Raw genomic sequence first — 16,730 nt, forward strand, 5'->3', positions numbered from 1 at the left:
GAAGCGGCCATGAAACGTAATCAACGCGGCTTTACCCTACTTGAATTGATTCTGGCAGTCAGCCTGACGATGTTCGCCCTCATGCTCAATTTTTCGAGCAAAACCGGCGATCTTCAGATTGATCAGGCTCGTCAAACAGGGCACGTGCTACTCGAATACACTAACGCCTTGCGTAAGTGGATCGCTGCCAACCCATCCCAGCCAGTCGACCAGTTTGGTTCGAATTGGCTAAAACCAGCATCCTGCGGCGGCCTTTCAGCGATTGAGTATTTGCCCTGCAGTTTTCCAGCGGCGACGACGGCAGTTCCAATTCCAGGTGGCATGGTCAGTATCAAAACGTCGATAACGGTCGCCGGCATCGCACCTAAAGAGTTCACCACAGCGACCTTGCAGGTGTCACCGTACCAAGTGATGACGGTTGGTGGGGCAGCGGCCCGCTCGGATCTGTCTGGGGTGGCCGCGCTTGTGGTGGCAGCAGGCAACAGGTTGGCTAACCAACCTCAGTTCTCCAGCACCCACTTGTCAGTCAACTCAGATCCAAAAACGGGCGCGATAAACATCGTTGCCAGAACCAATCCTTCGGATGACGCTTGGATCCGGACTGATGGCAAGAGCAGCTTGCATGTGCCATTAGTGATGAGCGGCCCCACGTTAGCCTCCCGGATGATTACCGGGGTCAGCCGAATTCAGAACCTGGTCGGTCAACCCCTGGTCATTGGTAATAGCTCCGCCAAAACAGCCACCTTGTTACCAGTCGTTGGCGCTGGGGTGATTGTGAGTGCCGACGTTGAGCAGATGGGGCGACTGTATGTTCAGAATGGAATTCGCTCTAACGCCGGTCTTACCTCGGCGCAAACAGCACTTCAGGTAAATCACGGGGACATCTCGGTAAAAACCGGCAAGGCCATCGGTTCGCAATTGATTGACGCGGACAACGCGGCTTATACGCTCAACCCAAGTGCGTCCAGCCGCCTCAATCGGTTGAATGTGAGCGGCAAGATTACCTCTGCAACTCCAGTACTCTTTCAAGGAATCAAATCGGACGGCACCCCATGTACCGCCAACGGTGCGATGGGCGTGAACGCCAAATATGAAATGGTGTCGTGCCAGGAAGGGAAGTGGAAAGGGATCTCTGACCCGCCGAAAATGTATCGTTTTACCTATACCAGTAATGGCACCTGGGTCGTTCCTCAGGGCGTCACCGGTGCTCAGATCAGCATGGCTGGCGGAGGTTCGTCGGGGCTCGGATGGCGTAGTTGGAGTATGCAATCTGGTGGCCATAGCGGCGGTTATGTATACAACCACCCGGTCACATTGGTTCCCGGAGAAACCCTGACCATTGAAGTAGGTGTGGGTGGTAAAGGTGTTAACCCTGTTACAAACCCGGCTTGGGTAGCAGCCCCTGGGTTGCCCTACACCTACTACAACCCTCCACCAGGTGGTGAAGATGGGACGGTGGGTTTTAACGGGACTTCCAGCAAGGTCGTCTCGGCGACCAATGGAACGCTGCTGGAGTGTGCGGGCGGCAGTGGCGCCGCAATGGGCGGAATCGACGGCTACAATGGGGTTGGGCCAGGTGGCGTTACGATGATCATTACGGGTTCTGGCAAGCCTAAATGGCCAACGGCTTCACCTGCTGCAGATGGGCCATACGCCACTTACGCGAGTGCTGGTACGTGTGGCCCAGCTCCTGCAAACTTCATTCCTGGTGCCGGAGGAGGCCCGGTCTATTACGGACAAGGAAATAGCGGGTCTCAACGCTATGGCCAAGGATTTGGAACCATCCAAGGCGGGAAGTCACCCTTCGGCTATGGCTCTGGCGGCAATACCGAAGTGGGTCAGTGGTACGTCACCTACGACACGGTTGGCCTGCTTATCCAAACGGCAGCTGGCCGGAGCGGTGTCGTTTACATCGACGTCATGTATTAAGTGTCTTGTTTCTTGATCAGGGTGCGGACGACGGTCTTGGCCGCGTTCGCAATGCCCCGGTAGTTGTCGATGTCTGAGGATGCGATGGTGACCACCATGTTCAAGTCGATATCGCTGGGGGAGAAAGCCATCTTGCATTGGCCAGCCTCGTTGGCGCCGATCAGGCAGTGGATCATGTACTCGAGGTTTCCACGGCTATCGCTTTTCAAGTAAAAGTCATCGCGAAATTCCGCGCCTTCGAACAGTGACCCCTTGATGAACACCATTCCGTTCAAGCGCTCAGGGGCCTGTGAAGGGAAGCCGTTGCCGCTTTGATAACTTTCCCGGCTGTACAATTTCTTGATCATGTCCCCGGTTTTTACGGTAGGGGCTTGGTCAGCCGGTTCAATGACCAGGCTGTAATTGGCCACTGGCGGCCTGACCCAGCTGTCGGCACTGACGGTCTGGAGGCTGTTGACCTGCAACTTCATTTCGAGCTTTTTCAGCCTGGAGTCGCACACCTCAGCGGGGTTGAGCGTTTCCATCTCGGTCGTGACGTTGCGAATGGAGAAGGGGACGCTGACGTCGTATTTACCCATCACCCCGCACCGTACGTGCGACTGGGTTAATTTGCTGGCATCTGGGCGCATTGGTAACGCAGAACCATCGACTGGAAAAAAGGCCAGAGCCGCTGTAATAAGGGTGAAAAAAGTGGACTTGATCATGATTTTAGATGGCGTTGTGCTTTAATGAGGGCGCGGAGTCTACCCATGGCCAAACAATAGCGCAATTTGTTTGGAACTTTTTTTAATGGCTATGGTCACGTTCATCGGAATGCGCCGACAAAGGCCTTAAATTGCTTGACGTGGCGTCAATTGACACGATTCATCTGGAGGCCTGTCTAGTTGATGCCGTACCGGCGCACGCTCTATGATGGATAGATCAATACCGCATCACAGCCGTTACAACGCTCTGAGGACTGCCTGCCCACGATTCTGCTGGCGCTGGGCGGTGCGGCTGAACCATCAGGGTTATACATGAATCAGCAGCCTACGCTTGCGCAGTTCTACCACCAGCTCAAAAGCACCGACTGGTTCTTCAGCGCTTCGGACGAGTCCAGGGTCTACAACATCGGCGTTGCCGCACTCGACAAGCTGCAGATGATCGCCACGGAAGCCGGCCCCCAGTACCTCTGGCTGTTCAAGTGCTTTCGCGATTCGATGTACAGCGGTGAGCCCTGGAAAACCCCGAAGATCGATCTTCCACCGGCGCCGACCGAGCCCACCCTGAACGATCTGATCGACCTGCGTGCTCAGTACGAAAAAGGGAATATGCAGATCCTGGCTGACCAGGCGGTGGCCAAGGTGCTGAGAGTGGAGGGCCGCAAGCTAGGCCATATCCCTCCCGCCATGCGTCACCGCGAGGTGCTCCATAAGGTCACCTGGATGGCGTTCTTCTCCGAAAGGGGCACTGACTGCCCAAGCTTCTTCAAACGCGACCCATTGCTCTCAGCGGCCTGGCAGGCCGGGTTGGCGCAAGGGACTGACTACGATCCAAAGAGGGCATGCCAATGAGCAACATGATAACCGTCGGGAAGTACACGTTCTTCTACGACAAGACCTGCCCACCGTCGAATTGGTACATGATGGATTTCACCATCAAGGGCTATAAGTTCAACTGCGGCGAGCAGGCGATGATGTTCTCCAAAGCCATGCTGTTTGGGGACAAAGAGATCGCAGATCAGATCCTGGCTGCAAAGTGGCCTGGTGATCACAAGGCATTAGGTCGCAAGGTTAAGGGCTATGTTGAAGAGGTTTGGGTCGCCCGGCGTAGCGGGATTCAAGATGCCATTGTCTTTGCCAGGTTCGATCAGAATCCGAAAGAGCGCCTGGATCTGTTCAAGTCACTCGACACCCTGATGGTGGAAGCGGCCAAGAACGACAAAATCTGGGGCATCGGCCTGGGTATCACCGACTCCCGTATCCACGACAAGACCAAGTGGCAGGGTCTCAACCTACTGGGAGAATCGATGGATCGCGGCAAAGCGCGGCTGATTCTGAAGTACCCAGAAGAATATGCGGCGGTGGTGGAGGAATCGAGGGATGCTCCGGCACCTGATCTTGAGGAAGAGCCTTATTTTCCTGAGACCGATGGGGTGGACATCAATTTCGAAGAGGAGTGGCAAAATCGCAAACAAGAAGGGCCGCAACCGTGAGTTAATCCGGTGCCAGGCATTTCATGGGGATTGTTTACCGTGTTAACCTGGATACTTCCAACAGGTTCCGCACACCGGTGTAAGCGTCCGTCCTCCTCGAAAGAGGTGTGACTCCGGTACAAAGAGAAAACCCCGCTGGTTTGCGCCATGCGGGGTTTTTTGTAACTGCTGGAATCAGAGGCTAGGGGAGAGGTCGTCGTCTTCGCGGCGGGAAGCCGCTGGCTTGCTCTCACGTTTTTCCTCAATCACTGGAGCGCCCACCAGCGCCAGCATGTCCTTTGATATCCCCGAAGTGACTATCTCGCAGTAGAACGCACGAGACTCTGGTTCTGCACCCGCTTCCAGGATCTTATCGAACGCATCAACGACCGTGATCTGGAAGTCCTCCGGTACCTCCACCGCAACGGTGAGGTGGAAGGAATTCAGAGCGCTTCCAGCCTTCTGGGCATCGGTCAAATTGGATTCAGTAATGTCGACCGAATACACACCGCGAACACCCTTGTCGTACGGGTGTAGTTCCGCTTGTGGCCGGACAGGCACTGCGACAACCAACACGGTGGACTTCCTGTGTCCAGGGGTCTCTACGATAGGTTCTACGCCATCGACCAAGTCTGCGATCCAGCCACGAACAACAGAGCTGATTTTTTGGAATGGTAGAACCAAGGGTTGGTCTTCATCACTTGGCTCGATCACCCGTCTTCCCATCGGGTCGACGACTTTGATGACAAAATCCTCAGGGTACGAGATGGCGACTCTTGTGTGAAACGACTCCAGGGCGCTGGCAGCGGCTACACCGCTAGGAGTGGACGTGTCCGCGATCAGCTCATAAACGCCAACAGCGCCGGCGTCCTCGGCGTGCAATTCGGTATTGGCGGTGAGGGGTAGAGCGACGACGAATAGCGGGCGGTCTGCCATGACAATTCTCTTTAAATAGTGGCGTTCTGTATCCAGCATAGAGGATCCGTTTTCGCACAAGCAAGGATCCTTTCGTGTTTCTGCATCAATTAAATGTATTACAAATAAATATTGGATGGGTATCAGAACTGGGCTATATTCAACAGGCGGCAAAGGCCACCGAGGGTTGCAGCACATGGCGATTAGGAAAAAGAGGGATTGGATATGCCAAGCACGTCGCAACGCAAGGAAATAGGCCGGGCAGCATACGCAGCTGGATCTGCGATTGCGGTGCGTAGCGCTCGTCTGTCATTGGCAAAGCGAATTGACCCTATTCGTGAGGGTGACCCATTCGTCAAGGGCATCACCTCATCCGGACGCACTACAACTGCAGCCGATTACGTCGCTGGCGGAAAACTCAGTGGTACGCAAATTGATGGCGGTCGAGAGCCATTTCTGCTGTTTGAAGACATCTTGAACGAAGGCGAATTCAACACGATTCCTGTACATGACAGCTTCCTTGAGCGCGAAAAACGCACCGGTAAGTGTGTTCTGGTGCTTCATCGCGGAGAGGTACTCGTCCCAGCAGATACACTGATCTACTGGAAGTAAGGAGCTACCTTAGCGCCCAAAGCCCGCCATCGTTGCGGGCTTTTTCAGTACGAGAGTCGCATTGGCTGCGACCAACATGATAAGGAATCATCGTGCAGACAACCCAATCCCCAACGCCGGCCAACCTGCTGCAAGCGCTAAGCAAGAAGCCGGTGACCAAACCGCAATTGATGATTTACCTGGCCCATTTGAAGGGCTACGGCGAATTCCAGGTGGAGGAGGCCCAGCGCAGCAACGCAAATGCGGAACACCCGTTTCATACGGAACAGGGTAGGGAGGGCTTCTTCGATGAGCTCACCCTCATTCAGGATGTGTTTGCAGACGTCCAGCGTGACCTGCGCAACCATCGGATCACGCTCCAGACCCACGAAATGCGTCTGGTCGGCGATATGATCAAAGAGGCCAATCTAGATTTGGTTAAAGCAATGGCGACTTTTCATTTGGCCTTAAGAGCAGTTCAATAATCATGGTCAACCAAACAAACACGAAGCAAGCCGTTCATCTCATCGAACAGGCCATGTTGCGCCTTAAGGCAGTCATCGCCGAGCTAACTTCCGAGAATCCTCAGGTGGTCATCCTGCGCAACCGCCATATTGCGGAGTTGGACGTCCTTACCGCTGTGCACCAATCGCTGAACGGTAACCACATTGATTTGCGCCTTTACGTTTAAGCAACGCCTACAGCGGTAAAACGCACCACCATGGAGATGTCCGCCCCAATCCCTGGGGTGGCCACAAGAAAGGAGTTGCCCATGTACGACATTATCGAACACCGTCACCGGTTGGCCGTTTGGGGAGCGGGTCGTGCCTACTCCCGCCAGGGGCCTGGCCACACCATCGCCGTGGCTCGTCAACTGATCGAGAACTCGAAGCTCAACGAGATCAATACCCCGGATGACCTGCCTGACGCCGACCTGATGGATGCGTTCATTCATGAGCGTATCCATCAGGTTATGGCCGCGAGCTTGCCGATCCGCTACACCAATAAGGACAAGCAGGTCGTTCCGCTGCTGTGCACCTATGGCCGGGCCCAGAAGTTGGTCAATATGTACCTGAAGCTTAAGATCGTCTGCGCCGGCTTCGAGACCCACGAAAAGGTTCATGCCTTGCACCCGCCGCTGGACAAGGTGCTATTGGATGCGTTGTTTGCCTCCAAAAAAGTCGACCGGGATGAAGACCTTGGCACTTATCAGACAGCGCTGGCGAAAGCCAAGACGCTCGGCAAGTCATGGACAGTGTTCGACCGGCAGACCTACGACGCCTACATCGCCGCGATCAAGGTGTTCCAGGGCAAACAGCCTCTGTGGGCCGCTGAGCGCTTGTGGAACCCGGAGCGGGTCAAGGTTGCGGATTGAGTCTCACGAAGCCTGGGGCGGTGCTGTAGGCCGCTGATACGGACAATAAGAAACCGCCGAGAAGGCGGTTTTTTGCCGATTACGGCTGAAGGTCTGTATCCGGCGACAAGGCTCTATTGTGTTTGGAGCCAGGCGGAGTCTTAAAAACCCTGAAAGTCTTTTGGACGTCCAAACTCAGGGGCTTTAGGCCAAGCGCCTGTTCAATACGCCGGGCCGACTGGTCGCCAATTTTGCTGATTACGCTGTCAGAAAGCATCCCAAAAACAAAGGCTTTGGTGCGTTCAAGCATGGGTACAAATTCGATCAGCGCCATGCCGCGCTCATGCAAAATTCGTTTGGTGTTCACGTAGCGGTACAACGGAATACCAGACTTGATTTCATTGAAGGCCTTCTCACCGATGATGAAGCTCGATTGATGGGAAGCGTAATCAAAAGCTGGGACGAACTGGTCGACAGCACCTGGCTCCAGGTTGAAATGCCGCTCGAAGGCTCGCGCAGAGTCAGTGTCGATCACATTTTTAGGAGGATCTGCCAGCTTTTCCGAGGCTCTGAGTTTAAAACCGACAATAGTGTCAATCTGGTTGTAGGTGAGACGGTTGCTCAAAAAGTAATTTTTTATATTCAAGTAGCGGTTCAAGTATGTGCCAGTTCCGAGAATATCGATAGTCTCAGTGGATAATCTTTCGATGTGTTGTGACTCAACGAGGTTGTTTAACTCATGTCTTTTATCAAGGACAAGTGGAGTAAGCCCTAAAGCATCCTCAATCAATCTAGCTCTGCTATCTACAACTCGATATCTAGGGTTTTTTGAAAATAGTTGCGAGCAATGAACATGGAATATTCCGGTCTTTGTTGAGAACTCACCCGGTTTCATTGTTTCCATTAGATCACGAACATTCCAGTAGCGATTAACACAGCGACTATCACCAAGAAACGCATTGATGGCGTGAGCACGCTCTTGCTCAACTGCCGCTTTTGATTCCAACAGCAGCGAAGCTGACTGATCCAGAATATTAGGAGGGACATCAAGCGCAATTTCGAGGGTTCTCGCCACGGAATCAGAAAGGTTTTTTCGGCCTGATAGTATTGAGCCGACTCTGGATGCATCCAGTCCAGCTGTCAAAGATAGCTTGCGAGGTGTTAGATCATGAATCTCAAGCAGGCTCTTGAGGTTCTCGATTCTATTTTTTGTGAGAGTTTCAGGCATTTTTGACCTTTGAGCCATCCGCCAGTAGGACTGGGCTTTCCAATGACTCATTCTACCACTGGAGCGAGTGCTGAAGGCAGATTGGTGTCAAGCTGCAAGTTTTTCGAGACTTGTATCGTTTTTGGTAATAGTGATTTGCGATATAAGTGATTAATTTATTTGTCGCGTTTATATGATGATGCTTCAAAGAGCAATAACGGAGCTTGAACATGTATCGCAGCATCTTTGCCGCCATTCTCGCAGTAACCTCGGCTGGCGCTTACGCCTCTGACGGCGCCGACCGTCTCGAAAAATCCCACAGTCGCGTCAGTGCCCAGGCCGGCACCAGCACGGGTCAGCAGAGCGCTCATCTCGCCCAAGCCAAGCAAGTTAAAGACAACGACTATCCGCCAACCTGATACTACAGCAGTCGCAGGGCCTTGATCCTGTAGCTCGCGGCCTGGTTCGAGACGCCGAATACCTCCGCCATCTGCTGCAAGGATTTGACGCCGTCGAATACCTGCCGCAAAAAACGCTCAGGCATCAACAGAGCCGCCGCGAAGGCGTTGGCCTGTGTCATTTGCGCAGAGGTATCGCCGTATTCATGATGGCACAGCATGGCTTCGCCCGCGTGGACGTGCCCGAGAAGAATATGGCCGATTTCATGTGCGACAACAAAGCGGTTGCGATAGCTGATCTCGTCGCTGTTGTACTCGCAGAGAAACCTAAAGCCATCAGGCGTCTGTTCAAGCCTGACCTGGCTGCTGGCGCCCAACAGTTCTGTGCCGGCAACCCCACGGACAACGATAGTGCTCTTCACCACATCCCCAGCGGCGTCTTTAACGTCGACCAGGAGCTTGCTGGCAAGGAGCGCGGGATTAACCGGCAGTCGTCCATCCCAAGCGATATCGAGCGCCTCTTGCGCGATCTTGAGCGCCTTGCTGTTCATTCTACGAACTCGATATCAGCAGGCTGAATAGCACTGATGATCGGCTTAAAGCCGCAGTGGCCACAGGTATCGATCTCGAGCGACGAGCCTTTCGGACTTTGGCTTTTGATCAGCGCCAGCGAGCCGGCAGGGATAATGCCAAGACCGTTCTTCAGATCAGAAAGGGTGCGCACGCGCTTCCCTGGATAATCTCGCTTCAGTTTCGGGTGTTTCACTACGGCCATTTGGCCTTTGAGCTTGGCGAGACGCCGGGTGGCATCGGCGATCTTCTTTTCTTCAGCTTGAATGGCATCCTCAAGGTCTTCGGCGTGAACTGCGTCGTGATCAGGATGATTCAAGGCTGGCGTGAAGCGTCGACTTTCGACAATCGCCTCACCCAACGTGCCGGTCATAGTGGACACGGGTGGCAGCAAGTTCACCAGCCCCATCGCGACTTTTCGGCAGGTGGCCTCATAGATTTCCGCCGCCGTGCGGTGCGCGCCCTCACTGTCGTGATCCGAGAGACCGAAGTAGGCCATTTCGGCACGCAGGTAGGTTTCCATGCGATTTTGCATGTCGGGCGGCAAAACGACGCTTATGGGGGTGGTGTTGTCCATCGGTGGTGCTCCTTTCCTTACGATAGGCTGTTCAGGTCTACCGGTTCCGGCATGCGGCACTTATGACAATAAGGGCCATACGTGAACTCGATAAACTCGTGTTTGCAGTTCGCCATCCGCGCTCGATCAGCTAATACCTGCTTGCGGAGTTTCTGCACCTGGCCAAGTACTTTCGAGACCTCTGGCTGATACACACGTGGAGAGGCCTCGAGAATTTCTTGAACGAGCGTCAACTGATCGAGAGTCAGGGGCAGGGCGTGGCGTTCGGCATTTGGGTCGATCATCGCTTAGGCCAAATCTGCCACTTCGGTTTCAACGGCAAGCTTCGGCGGATACTTCGCACGGATCTGATCAACGAAGTCCGGGATGTGCAGCCATTCGCTATGGTGGAAGCCGGCCTTGTCGTCGACCAGGATCGAGAAATAGAACTTCTCGGCCACTCCGCAGGAATCGCTGCCTGTTTCGTAGGGGTTGTGGTTGAAGCCGGCTACGCGGATACCCGCATCTTCGAAGAACTTCAGGTAATGGGCCTTCTCGGCGTCGTGCACCGAACTCCACAGGATGATGTGGGTTTCCGGGTGTGCGGCCAGACGCTGCAGGGCTTCTTTGACGTAGGGGTTGATCCACTCATACGAGGCAGGTTCGTTCGCCGCGTACGTCGCGTGCAAGCAGGTATCGTGCAGATCCAGTGCCCAGTACACATTCGGCCAGCCGCGCTTGTTGGTCTTGATGTAGGCCTGTTCGATGCCACGGATAGTGCTCATACAACCTCCTGATGTATTGGGTGATTAAGCTTGGGCAGCTGCCGCTTTGGCTTGGAGAATATTCGCGATCCACTCGGGCACTTCGTCTGCGACTTTGGTGCAAGGGCGGCTGGTGGTGGACTTGATGGCTACGCGTTCAGTCAATTCGGCTTTGGCCTGAGGGTCGAACACGTTCAGCGCATAGTTGGCGAACATAATGTTCAAGCCAATGAAATCGATCAGGGACTCAAGCGCGATGTCTACCACTTGGCCAACTGACAACTCAGGATCGATACCGTCGATCTGATACAAACCGCACAAATTGTCAGGTTTAGAGCTGGTGACGGTAACAACGATGGTGCGGAACATTTATGCATCCTGGTGTTGAGATTTGGCTACTTTGAAATTCTAGGGGTAGAGCAGGTGTTTGCCGCAGGTCTTGCAGTAGTCGGTCTTAGCGTTGACGTTCTCGACCTCGCACCGCAATCGGCTTTCCCACTTGTAGTCGTAGATCGTCTGCCCGGAGTCGTCCTGGTAGCTATCGTCGACCTTTACCTCGTACTCACAGTCGGTTCGCCACCCAACGGTACGGACGTCAACTGTGGTTCTCATAGCGTCGAAACCTTGTCTGAGTCGTCGGCTTGCTCCTGCTCAAGCACCTTCAGCAGACTGCTATAGCGATCCAGCAGCCGGTACATGTCTTTTTCAAGAGAGCTACAGGGCATACCGAGGAACTCGCGAATCCCAGCATTGAGCTCCAGCGCGAGGTGACGAGTTTTGGATACGTGCTTTTGCAGATCACTGTAGTCATCGATATCGTCGCCGACCATGTTGGCATGCGTATCTTGAAGCTCAAGGTAGAGAGGTCGCCGCTGCGCAACGGCCTGAGCTAATCGGCCTTGCGTGCCAGCAGAGGGCGCCGCCTGGTACTCACGGATGATCCCGCTCAACTCCAACGCCATAGCGCTGGCGTCGGCCAGCTCCTTACGTAAAGCGACGTCGGCGTGATTAACACTCAGCGCATACGTCACCGAGTCATCCAACTGGCGGTTCATGTCTTTGACGTTTCGTTCCAAAGTAGGAGCGACGGCAGCGATAGCAGGATCAGAGAAAAGCTCGGGATAGTCCGACTCTTCGGCGAACACCAGCACCGTGATGTGCTCGGCCAAAGGCACGCCCGCAATCACTCGATCAACAAGCGCCGTGCGAGCAATGTCCAGGTGCGCCTCGCGGTGCTCAGGGGTACTCGCATCCAGTATGAGTAACACGGTGCACTTTTTGTGGCTGTTGCACATGTCTTGTACAAGGCCAGCGTCCCGATCACCTGCGACACGCATATGTTGAACCCACCACGGATAGACTGGATTTCCAGCCGCCATCGCAAAAGGAACAGCATCGCTGCTGTGGTGACCGTTGCGTTTAATGAGGTGATCCATGTCTAGATACTGCCGTGGCATTTGTTAGACATTATTGTATGACGCTAGAGGTCAATTATCAAGGTGCGATGGCAAATACTTTGTTCTTTTCGCTGGCGCCAGGCTCACTGTTGATGCGCTCCACGACAAAGGACGGCAAGTACGTCAGGCCCTTATCTGGCAGGTTCAGGCGGCGAGCTAGGTTGACACATCTTCCCAGCGAATCCGGCACGGCGCCCACCGAGGCCAGTGCTTTGCGAACAAAATCATCGCCGAAGTTTTTGGTCAGCTGCTGGTGCACACTGTCGGTCATCCACGGGCTTTCAACGCGGATTTCCTCCAACGGAATCCCTTGCTCCACTGCCCATAGGATCATGGCGCGGATTTCGCCGGCTGACTGAGCCAGGCTGGCGATGATCACCGCGTGCTTCACCGGGGCCTGTGACGATTGGAACTGGTGCATCAGGATGGCGATGTTCTCGCCGCCGTTGGGCAGGTCGTAGGAGTTGAACCACAGTACCGCCTGACGGCCAGGCCAAGCAGGGATGGCATCCATGTACCCATCGGCAAAGAAGTCGGCATCCAGCGGGGACATGATCAACAGGGTATCAGGCCCTACCGGGTGATCGTAGTCAGCGTGGCCAAGACCGGTTTCACGGCCAATGGCGGTGATCAGTTGCCGTGCAACCATCTGGTCGTCAGCTTCCAGGAATTCAATCAGGGTCTTCATGCGCGTCGTCCAGGGGTGGAGAGAGAAGTCGCCCCTCCGCCATTTGGCGGCTTGGCTTTTGCCATTTGGCAGTTCAGCTTCTGCCAAATGGCACTTTGGAAACTGCCATTTGGCAATTACGGCTTTGCCAATTGACCTTTGCGGTCGACAACAGAGATGTCGGCGTCTAGGCCTTTCAAGCGAAAAACAAAGCCTGCTCGCCAGTCGAGGTCTTTCCCGAACGCGCTGATCCAAGCGTCCGCCTGAGCTTTGGAACGAAAACCGCGATCATAGCGAGTGGTTGCACCGTGCTTAATGAACCACCGGCACTTGTTCTGCGAGGGAACTTGGGAAAACGAAAAGCCGGCCATTAGGCCTCCATGGTCAGCAGCGAATAGTGGATCAGGCACTTTTCTCGGTGGCTTTTGGTGCATCTACCGGGGTCAGGGTTGCCATCTTCGAGATCATGTAACCGACGCCGGCCATCTTGAGTTCATGCTTAGGCTCGAAGGATCCTAAATGAGCCCGGACGCATTTCTGCAGGATTTGCGGGGTAAAACCATCGAACATGGTCACTTCAAGCTCAGGCAGCTCGGTTCCGTAGAACAGGCAAGATGCAAGCTTGCAGTACACATTGCGTCCGACTTTAAATTCTTCTGGAATGTCGGCCCAGGCGGGCAGAAGGCGGGTGGTGCCATAGGCCAATTCCAGATCGGTCGTGGCAGCGGCTTGTTCCGGCGTCAGCGTGTAGGTCATGGCAATAACTCTGGGGCAGAAGGGGGATGCCGGATTGCTCCGGCGCCACCTGGCAACTAAACGTCTACGGTTTCGGACGCTGGGGTTTCTCTCACAAAGCCCTCAACAGGCGGAAAAGCCTCAGACACCATTTGGAGGGCATCGCGGTAGCGCTTCACGGCCTGGCTCAACGCCGACGGACTGAACCCTTCAAACGGGATTTCGTTCTGAGGCACGCCATCAACCAACACGGCGCGAGCGGCAAGGGTGGTCGGCGCTTCCGGACTGCCACGGTGCAACTTCACGATCAGGTCGAACTGGCCGGCGAGGTTGTTCGCGTCGCTGAACTCGTTCACCACCAGGTCATAGTTTTTCTTGTAGCGGTTGACGGTGATGTGAATCGACGCCCGCTTCTTGCCGCTTTCGCGGGTCGCCTGCGGGATCGGCACGTTATCGCACAGGACACGGCTGGCGGCGATGTTCGAGGGCGTTTCGAGATTGCCTCGCATCAGTTTCACCAGCGTGTGAAATTGTTCAAGCCTCATAGTTCAGCCTTCTTGAATTGCGAATCTGGGGTTGTTTCGGGTTTTGGATCGGTTGCCATATCAATGGCGTGCTCCAGCCAGCCAGATCCAAGGCGCTGCAGCTTTCGCCAGCGCGACTCATCCAGCCTTACGGAGCGTGTTTTTCGCTGGTCTTCATCCTTAACCTTGGTGCCAGGTGGTCGACCGGGTGTACGTGAGGTCGGCATGGTACCAGAAGCAGCACGCTGCTCTTCAGCCCAGCGGGCAGCACGAGCCCAAGCTTCGTCAGGGTTAGCCCCGACGCCGATCACTTTGCCACTGGCCAGAGTGACGACATGGGACTTCGACCCAGATTTGCCTCTGAGTACGCATTTTGCGTCCGGAGGAATCCCTCGAAGCGAATTCGATGCAGGCCTCTCGGTGACACTGGCGTCGCTGTCGTCCATCCAGAAATCCATTTAGGGTTTTGGTATCAATGCACAGCCTATGCTGATTTACGCTAGGAGTACAGTGTTTTCCGTAACACATAAAATTATCGCCCATCCCCAGGGCCCAGTTGTGCAAATACATTTTGTGAAGCTATGCTTGGTCAGCCCTATATCTCATGGAAATGGACTATGCGGGAAGCACATCGAGTAAAAAACGGATGCCACCAGTGGAATAAGCTGCCTGAAGGCTACGTGAATCTTCAGGACGGTGATCGTATCCAGGTCGGCGACGTGATCCGTATTCATCCTGAGTATTTTTCTGAGTACATCAATGGACTGCTGATCGACACCTACTGCAGCAACGTGAATATCTGGTATCGCAAGCAGGTCACTCACTGAAGGCCCCGCCCTGGGGTAATCCAGATAGCGCGTAAATTGTCACCTCCTGCATACTGGAGATCTGATATCGCGCTTTCCCTAGGGAGATCAACGCATGCCTATTACGATTCGGCTCGGCGACGAAAATGCCCGAACTGTTTTAACCCGAACCGAGCTTGGCTTACCGCCAAACCCGCTGGTTCAGGGAATTCTGGATAAACATGCCGGGGAGGGTGAGGGAAGTGTTGCGGAGGTTCTGGGCAATAGGTTCGAGCGTACCGAGCTTTTAAAAGAGCTTGCCCTTGTCGGAATGGAGGGTTGGTTGAAAAGCGGGAGCAAGGCCAGGTTCGAGCAATTGGTTAAACAGGCTATCAGCCGGCCTTTCGACGGCTACATCACCGATTACGGTCGATGGGAAAGAGAATACGGCCAACAAAAAGAGCAGGAAGTACCAGAATGAGCACTTTTCCCATGTGACAACTGGAGGACGCCGAGCCTCGGTGTGGGAACTGCAACCTGCCAATGAAAAACCAACCAAGCCCGCGCCTCGTCGGGTGACCAGCACCAGCAGCACCTTCGAGCCTTAACCTCAAAATGCGCCATGTGCGCTACCAGTTATAACAACTGGTAGCGTATATGACACATTGAGCTTGTCGATATCAAATTAATGGCGTATATTGACATCATTGAATCAAACGATGGCGTCAACCCATGGCTACTCGCACCTACTCACCGCAGACGCAGGACGCTCTTAAGGTCATGGGGCAATTGATTGCCCTGGCCCGAAAAGAAGCCCAGATGACTGCCCAGGCACTGGCCGAACGCGCCGGGATTTCCCGCAGCCTGCTGCACCGGATCGAGAAGGGTGACCCAAAGTGTGAAATTGGGGTCGCCTTCGAACTGGCCACTCTGCTCAGGATTCGTCTGTTCAGCGAGGAAATGCCCCTGCCGTTTCTTGCGGATCACCTGGAAGCCCGGATCGCCGTTCTCCCTAAAATCGTCCGCACCTCAGACAAGAAGGTGAGCAATGACTTCTGATATGCCACAGGCGGTAACGCAATGGCTCGACACACTCGCGGCTGAGTATGGCGACAATTTCACCGTGCAACTCAAGCGCGATGGCAGCGGGCGCATCAAGCATGAGCAAGGCGCTGACACCTTTGACTGCCCAGCGGCGGCCATTGGGCCAGTGGCGATGCTGCGCTACCGGATTACCTTGACCAATCAGTGGAACATCCACAACCTCGCGGTGACGGTCACCTGCCGCAATCGCCAGGAAGGGATTGAGCACGCTGTAGAGAGCAATCCAGGCTGGACGTTTGTTCGGGCCAAAAAGCTAAAGGAAGGTGAAGAGTGATCCCGCTCAAGCACGATGACGACTTGGACATGGAGCTGGCCGAGGCCTTTGGCGTCGACAAGATGTCGGAGCGTTGCGAGTTCTGCGAAAAGCCAACCAGGTTTCGTCACGAGCCGAGCGTCACGTACATCTGCCCGGCCTGCGCCAAGACGCACAAGGAATCCGAGTTGCGTGAACCCCTGTGCAGCAAGATCAACCGCAAGAATGCCAAAGCGCCCGTCATGACTGAAGCGCAGATGGTCTTGCGCGAATCCGACGATGACCTGTTCCTGGAACAGGTGGCTCTGGAAAAGAAATTGCATCACCTGCGCAACCAGCGCCGGACGATTCAGTACGAAATGAAAAAGGCTGGGCTGACCACCAAACGACCGGTGGATGCCGAGCTCACTCCCCACAAGTTGCGACACAACTAAAATTTCAGAGAACGAAAAGCATGAAAATCCAATTAGATGGTGGCGGCAAATTGTTTAAAGACGCCCCCAAGCAAAAGTGGAATGGCGACAACCTGCTGCAAACGGCACTGTTCGCCGGCCACAGGATGATGGCGATCACTGACGACAAGGGTGGTTACAAGCTGAACTACCTGAATTACGAAAGCGGTCAGTTAAAGACCATGGCTGATGCCAAGGCTGCCGGCCCTGAGTTCGCCAACTCCGTGCTGAACGATATGTTGTCCCTGATCCAGACTGTGCCAGAATCTGCGCCGGCCACCCCGTCGCTTTAAACA

At 54.6% G+C, this 16,730-nt stretch carries 29 protein-coding genes; 14 read left to right on the forward strand and 15 right to left on the reverse strand.

Annotated features, from left to right (window positions below):
• Positions 1 to 9: 9 nt before the first annotated feature.
• Entirely contained in the window at positions 10 to 1,929 is a 1,920-nt protein-coding gene (locus tag NQL71_RS34345; RefSeq protein ID WP_274644060.1) for a type II secretion system protein, read from the forward strand.
• Here NQL71_RS34345 and NQL71_RS34350 read toward each other — a convergent pair.
• Complete coding sequence (locus tag NQL71_RS34350) at positions 1,926 to 2,507, reverse strand: hypothetical protein (RefSeq protein WP_274644061.1); 582 nt, start codon at positions 2,505 to 2,507, stop codon at positions 1,926 to 1,928. The genes NQL71_RS34345 and NQL71_RS34350 overlap by 4 nt on opposite strands.
• 438 nt (positions 2,508 to 2,945) lie before the next feature.
• On the opposite strand from NQL71_RS34350, the gene NQL71_RS34355 reads away from it, so the two are divergent.
• Both NQL71_RS34355 and ybiA read left to right on the forward strand, forming a co-directional pair.
• Positions 2,946 to 3,482 (forward strand): hypothetical protein, encoded by a 537-nt coding sequence (locus NQL71_RS34355; protein WP_274644062.1) that lies wholly within the window; start codon positions 2,946 to 2,948, stop codon positions 3,480 to 3,482.
• Positions 3,473 to 4,123, forward strand: a complete 651-nt coding sequence (gene ybiA, locus NQL71_RS34360) for a riboflavin biosynthesis intermediates N-glycosidase (protein WP_274644063.1) — start codon at positions 3,473 to 3,475, stop codon at positions 4,121 to 4,123. Before NQL71_RS34355 ends, ybiA begins: the two co-directional genes overlap by 10 nt.
• 174 nt (positions 4,124 to 4,297) lie before the next feature.
• On the opposite strand, the gene NQL71_RS34365 is transcribed toward ybiA, so the two are convergent.
• Complete coding sequence (locus NQL71_RS34365) at positions 4,298 to 5,077, reverse strand: hypothetical protein (protein WP_274644064.1); 780 nt, start codon at positions 5,075 to 5,077, stop codon at positions 4,298 to 4,300.
• Between the two features lie 165 nt (positions 5,078 to 5,242).
• On the opposite strand from NQL71_RS34365, the gene NQL71_RS34370 reads away from it, so the two are divergent.
• From NQL71_RS34370 to NQL71_RS34385, 4 genes are all read left to right on the forward strand, one after another.
• Entirely contained in the window at positions 5,243 to 5,629 is a 387-nt protein-coding gene (locus tag NQL71_RS34370; RefSeq protein WP_274644065.1) for a hypothetical protein, read from the forward strand.
• 92 nt (positions 5,630 to 5,721) lie between these two features.
• Positions 5,722 to 6,093: a hypothetical protein gene (locus NQL71_RS34375; protein WP_274644066.1), complete on the forward strand. Its 372-nt coding sequence runs from the start codon at positions 5,722 to 5,724 to the stop codon at positions 6,091 to 6,093.
• A 2-nt stretch (positions 6,094 to 6,095) separates the two neighbouring features.
• A complete protein-coding gene (locus NQL71_RS34380; protein ID WP_274644067.1) occupies positions 6,096 to 6,299 on the forward strand; it encodes a hypothetical protein in 204 nt (67 codons plus the stop codon).
• An 81-nt stretch (positions 6,300 to 6,380) separates the two neighbouring features.
• Positions 6,381 to 6,983, forward strand: a complete 603-nt coding sequence (locus NQL71_RS34385) for a hypothetical protein (protein WP_274644068.1) — start codon at positions 6,381 to 6,383, stop codon at positions 6,981 to 6,983.
• A 79-nt stretch (positions 6,984 to 7,062) separates the two neighbouring features.
• Here NQL71_RS34385 and NQL71_RS34390 read toward each other — a convergent pair whose 3' ends face one another.
• Entirely contained in the window at positions 7,063 to 8,190 is a 1,128-nt protein-coding gene (locus NQL71_RS34390) for a helix-turn-helix domain-containing protein (RefSeq protein ID WP_274644069.1), read from the reverse strand.
• A 209-nt stretch (positions 8,191 to 8,399) separates the two neighbouring features.
• Between NQL71_RS34390 and NQL71_RS34395 the strand changes: the two genes are divergently transcribed.
• On the forward strand, positions 8,400 to 8,588 hold the full coding sequence (locus NQL71_RS34395) for a hypothetical protein (protein WP_274644070.1): 189 nt from the start codon (positions 8,400 to 8,402) through the stop codon (positions 8,586 to 8,588).
• A 2-nt stretch (positions 8,589 to 8,590) separates the two neighbouring features.
• On the opposite strand, the gene NQL71_RS34400 is transcribed toward NQL71_RS34395, so the two are convergent.
• The 12 genes from NQL71_RS34400 to NQL71_RS34455 form a co-directional block, all read right to left on the reverse strand.
• On the reverse strand, positions 8,591 to 9,118 hold the full coding sequence (locus NQL71_RS34400) for an ImmA/IrrE family metallo-endopeptidase (RefSeq protein WP_274644071.1): 528 nt from the start codon (positions 9,116 to 9,118) through the stop codon (positions 8,591 to 8,593).
• Positions 9,115 to 9,714 carry a hypothetical protein gene (locus tag NQL71_RS34405; RefSeq protein ID WP_274644072.1) on the reverse strand — a complete coding sequence of 200 codons (600 nt, stop codon included), beginning with the start codon at positions 9,712 to 9,714 and terminating at the stop codon, positions 9,115 to 9,117. The genes NQL71_RS34400 and NQL71_RS34405 overlap by 4 nt, the downstream gene beginning before the upstream one ends.
• A gap of 17 nt (positions 9,715 to 9,731) precedes the next feature.
• Positions 9,732 to 9,998, reverse strand: a complete 267-nt coding sequence (locus tag NQL71_RS34410; RefSeq protein ID WP_274644073.1) for a hypothetical protein — start codon at positions 9,996 to 9,998, stop codon at positions 9,732 to 9,734.
• Between the two features lie 3 nt (positions 9,999 to 10,001).
• Positions 10,002 to 10,478, reverse strand: a complete 477-nt coding sequence (locus NQL71_RS34415; RefSeq protein ID WP_274644074.1) for a hypothetical protein — start codon at positions 10,476 to 10,478, stop codon at positions 10,002 to 10,004.
• Positions 10,479 to 10,502: 24 nt separating this feature from the next.
• Positions 10,503 to 10,826 (reverse strand): hypothetical protein, encoded by a 324-nt coding sequence (locus tag NQL71_RS34420; protein ID WP_274644075.1) that lies wholly within the window; start codon positions 10,824 to 10,826, stop codon positions 10,503 to 10,505.
• Between the two features lie 39 nt (positions 10,827 to 10,865).
• Positions 10,866 to 11,069 (reverse strand): hypothetical protein, encoded by a 204-nt coding sequence (locus tag NQL71_RS34425; RefSeq protein ID WP_274644076.1) that lies wholly within the window; start codon positions 11,067 to 11,069, stop codon positions 10,866 to 10,868.
• Positions 11,066 to 11,893: a hypothetical protein gene (locus NQL71_RS34430; protein WP_274644077.1), complete on the reverse strand. Its 828-nt coding sequence runs from the start codon at positions 11,891 to 11,893 to the stop codon at positions 11,066 to 11,068. The genes NQL71_RS34425 and NQL71_RS34430 overlap by 4 nt, the downstream gene beginning before the upstream one ends.
• Before the next feature lie 58 nt (positions 11,894 to 11,951).
• Entirely contained in the window at positions 11,952 to 12,602 is a 651-nt protein-coding gene (locus NQL71_RS34435; protein ID WP_274644078.1) for a hypothetical protein, read from the reverse strand.
• A 116-nt stretch (positions 12,603 to 12,718) separates the two neighbouring features.
• Complete coding sequence (locus NQL71_RS34440; protein ID WP_274644079.1) at positions 12,719 to 12,952, reverse strand: hypothetical protein; 234 nt, start codon at positions 12,950 to 12,952, stop codon at positions 12,719 to 12,721.
• A 31-nt stretch (positions 12,953 to 12,983) separates the two neighbouring features.
• Positions 12,984 to 13,337 (reverse strand): hypothetical protein, encoded by a 354-nt coding sequence (locus tag NQL71_RS34445; protein ID WP_274644080.1) that lies wholly within the window; start codon positions 13,335 to 13,337, stop codon positions 12,984 to 12,986.
• Positions 13,338 to 13,393: 56 nt separating this feature from the next.
• Positions 13,394 to 13,825 carry a hypothetical protein gene (locus NQL71_RS34450; RefSeq protein WP_274644081.1) on the reverse strand — a complete coding sequence of 144 codons (432 nt, stop codon included), beginning with the start codon at positions 13,823 to 13,825 and terminating at the stop codon, positions 13,394 to 13,396.
• Positions 13,826 to 13,857: 32 nt separating this feature from the next.
• Positions 13,858 to 14,286: a hypothetical protein gene (locus NQL71_RS34455; RefSeq protein WP_274644082.1), complete on the reverse strand. Its 429-nt coding sequence runs from the start codon at positions 14,284 to 14,286 to the stop codon at positions 13,858 to 13,860.
• 171 nt (positions 14,287 to 14,457) lie between these two features.
• On the opposite strand from NQL71_RS34455, the gene NQL71_RS34460 reads away from it, so the two are divergent.
• The 6 genes from NQL71_RS34460 (at position 14,458) to NQL71_RS34485 (ending at position 16,727) form a co-directional block, all read left to right on the forward strand.
• Positions 14,458 to 14,667 carry a hypothetical protein gene (locus NQL71_RS34460; protein WP_274644083.1) on the forward strand — a complete coding sequence of 70 codons (210 nt, stop codon included), beginning with the start codon at positions 14,458 to 14,460 and terminating at the stop codon, positions 14,665 to 14,667.
• Between the two features lie 94 nt (positions 14,668 to 14,761).
• Positions 14,762 to 15,106, forward strand: coding sequence for a hypothetical protein (locus tag NQL71_RS34465; RefSeq protein WP_274644084.1), 345 nt, complete (start codon positions 14,762 to 14,764; stop codon positions 15,104 to 15,106).
• 251 nt (positions 15,107 to 15,357) lie between these two features.
• Positions 15,358 to 15,684 (forward strand): helix-turn-helix transcriptional regulator, encoded by a 327-nt coding sequence (locus NQL71_RS34470; RefSeq protein WP_274644085.1) that lies wholly within the window; start codon positions 15,358 to 15,360, stop codon positions 15,682 to 15,684.
• On the forward strand, positions 15,674 to 16,003 hold the full coding sequence (locus NQL71_RS34475) for a hypothetical protein (RefSeq protein WP_274644086.1): 330 nt from the start codon (positions 15,674 to 15,676) through the stop codon (positions 16,001 to 16,003). The genes NQL71_RS34470 and NQL71_RS34475 overlap by 11 nt, the downstream gene beginning before the upstream one ends.
• Complete coding sequence (locus tag NQL71_RS34480) at positions 16,000 to 16,416, forward strand: hypothetical protein (RefSeq protein ID WP_274644087.1); 417 nt, start codon at positions 16,000 to 16,002, stop codon at positions 16,414 to 16,416. Before NQL71_RS34475 ends, NQL71_RS34480 begins: the two co-directional genes overlap by 4 nt.
• Positions 16,417 to 16,436: 20 nt before the next feature.
• A complete protein-coding gene (locus tag NQL71_RS34485; RefSeq protein ID WP_274644088.1) occupies positions 16,437 to 16,727 on the forward strand; it encodes a hypothetical protein in 291 nt (96 codons plus the stop codon).
• Positions 16,728 to 16,730 lie beyond the last annotated feature (3 nt).

The organism is Pseudomonas serbica (assembly GCF_028823535.1).
GTDB classification, from domain to species: domain Bacteria; phylum Pseudomonadota; class Gammaproteobacteria; order Pseudomonadales; family Pseudomonadaceae; genus Aquipseudomonas; species Aquipseudomonas serbica.

What these genes read in the sequence shown, in the direction of transcription:
- NQL71_RS34345 (WP_274644060.1), top strand. Translation starts at nt 10, where the DNA reads ATGAAACGTAATCAACGCGGCTTTACCCTACTTGAATTGATTCTGGCA.
- NQL71_RS34350 (WP_274644061.1), bottom strand. Translation starts at nt 2,507, where the DNA reads ATGGGTAAATACGACGTCAGCGTCCCCTTCTCCATTCGCAACGTCACG.
- NQL71_RS34355 (WP_274644062.1), top strand. Translation starts at nt 2,946, where the DNA reads ATGAATCAGCAGCCTACGCTTGCGCAGTTCTACCACCAGCTCAAAAGC.
- ybiA (WP_274644063.1), top strand. Translation starts at nt 3,473, where the DNA reads ATGCCAATGAGCAACATGATAACCGTCGGGAAGTACACGTTCTTCTAC.
- NQL71_RS34365 (WP_274644064.1), bottom strand. Translation starts at nt 5,077, where the DNA reads ATGCTGGATACAGAACGCCACTATTTAAAGAGAATTGTCATGGCAGAC.
- NQL71_RS34370 (WP_274644065.1), top strand. Translation starts at nt 5,243, where the DNA reads ATGCCAAGCACGTCGCAACGCAAGGAAATAGGCCGGGCAGCATACGCA.
- NQL71_RS34380 (WP_274644067.1), top strand. Translation starts at nt 6,096, where the DNA reads ATGGTCAACCAAACAAACACGAAGCAAGCCGTTCATCTCATCGAACAG.
- NQL71_RS34385 (WP_274644068.1), top strand. Translation starts at nt 6,381, where the DNA reads ATGTACGACATTATCGAACACCGTCACCGGTTGGCCGTTTGGGGAGCG.
- NQL71_RS34390 (WP_274644069.1), bottom strand. Translation starts at nt 8,190, where the DNA reads ATGCCTGAAACTCTCACAAAAAATAGAATCGAGAACCTCAAGAGCCTG.
- NQL71_RS34395 (WP_274644070.1), top strand. Translation starts at nt 8,400, where the DNA reads ATGTATCGCAGCATCTTTGCCGCCATTCTCGCAGTAACCTCGGCTGGC.
- NQL71_RS34400 (WP_274644071.1), bottom strand. Translation starts at nt 9,118, where the DNA reads ATGAACAGCAAGGCGCTCAAGATCGCGCAAGAGGCGCTCGATATCGCT.
- NQL71_RS34405 (WP_274644072.1), bottom strand. Translation starts at nt 9,714, where the DNA reads ATGGACAACACCACCCCCATAAGCGTCGTTTTGCCGCCCGACATGCAA.
- NQL71_RS34410 (WP_274644073.1), bottom strand. Translation starts at nt 9,998, where the DNA reads ATGATCGACCCAAATGCCGAACGCCACGCCCTGCCCCTGACTCTCGAT.
- NQL71_RS34415 (WP_274644074.1), bottom strand. Translation starts at nt 10,478, where the DNA reads ATGAGCACTATCCGTGGCATCGAACAGGCCTACATCAAGACCAACAAG.
- NQL71_RS34420 (WP_274644075.1), bottom strand. Translation starts at nt 10,826, where the DNA reads ATGTTCCGCACCATCGTTGTTACCGTCACCAGCTCTAAACCTGACAAT.
- NQL71_RS34425 (WP_274644076.1), bottom strand. Translation starts at nt 11,069, where the DNA reads ATGAGAACCACAGTTGACGTCCGTACCGTTGGGTGGCGAACCGACTGT.
- NQL71_RS34430 (WP_274644077.1), bottom strand. Translation starts at nt 11,893, where the DNA reads ATGGATCACCTCATTAAACGCAACGGTCACCACAGCAGCGATGCTGTT.
- NQL71_RS34435 (WP_274644078.1), bottom strand. Translation starts at nt 12,602, where the DNA reads ATGAAGACCCTGATTGAATTCCTGGAAGCTGACGACCAGATGGTTGCA.
- NQL71_RS34440 (WP_274644079.1), bottom strand. Translation starts at nt 12,952, where the DNA reads ATGGCCGGCTTTTCGTTTTCCCAAGTTCCCTCGCAGAACAAGTGCCGG.
- NQL71_RS34445 (WP_274644080.1), bottom strand. Translation starts at nt 13,337, where the DNA reads ATGACCTACACGCTGACGCCGGAACAAGCCGCTGCCACGACCGATCTG.
- NQL71_RS34450 (WP_274644081.1), bottom strand. Translation starts at nt 13,825, where the DNA reads ATGCGAGGCAATCTCGAAACGCCCTCGAACATCGCCGCCAGCCGTGTC.
- NQL71_RS34455 (WP_274644082.1), bottom strand. Translation starts at nt 14,286, where the DNA reads ATGGACGACAGCGACGCCAGTGTCACCGAGAGGCCTGCATCGAATTCG.
- NQL71_RS34460 (WP_274644083.1), top strand. Translation starts at nt 14,458, where the DNA reads ATGCGGGAAGCACATCGAGTAAAAAACGGATGCCACCAGTGGAATAAG.
- NQL71_RS34465 (WP_274644084.1), top strand. Translation starts at nt 14,762, where the DNA reads ATGCCTATTACGATTCGGCTCGGCGACGAAAATGCCCGAACTGTTTTA.
- NQL71_RS34470 (WP_274644085.1), top strand. Translation starts at nt 15,358, where the DNA reads ATGGCTACTCGCACCTACTCACCGCAGACGCAGGACGCTCTTAAGGTC.
- NQL71_RS34475 (WP_274644086.1), top strand. Translation starts at nt 15,674, where the DNA reads ATGACTTCTGATATGCCACAGGCGGTAACGCAATGGCTCGACACACTC.
- NQL71_RS34485 (WP_274644088.1), top strand. Translation starts at nt 16,437, where the DNA reads ATGAAAATCCAATTAGATGGTGGCGGCAAATTGTTTAAAGACGCCCCC.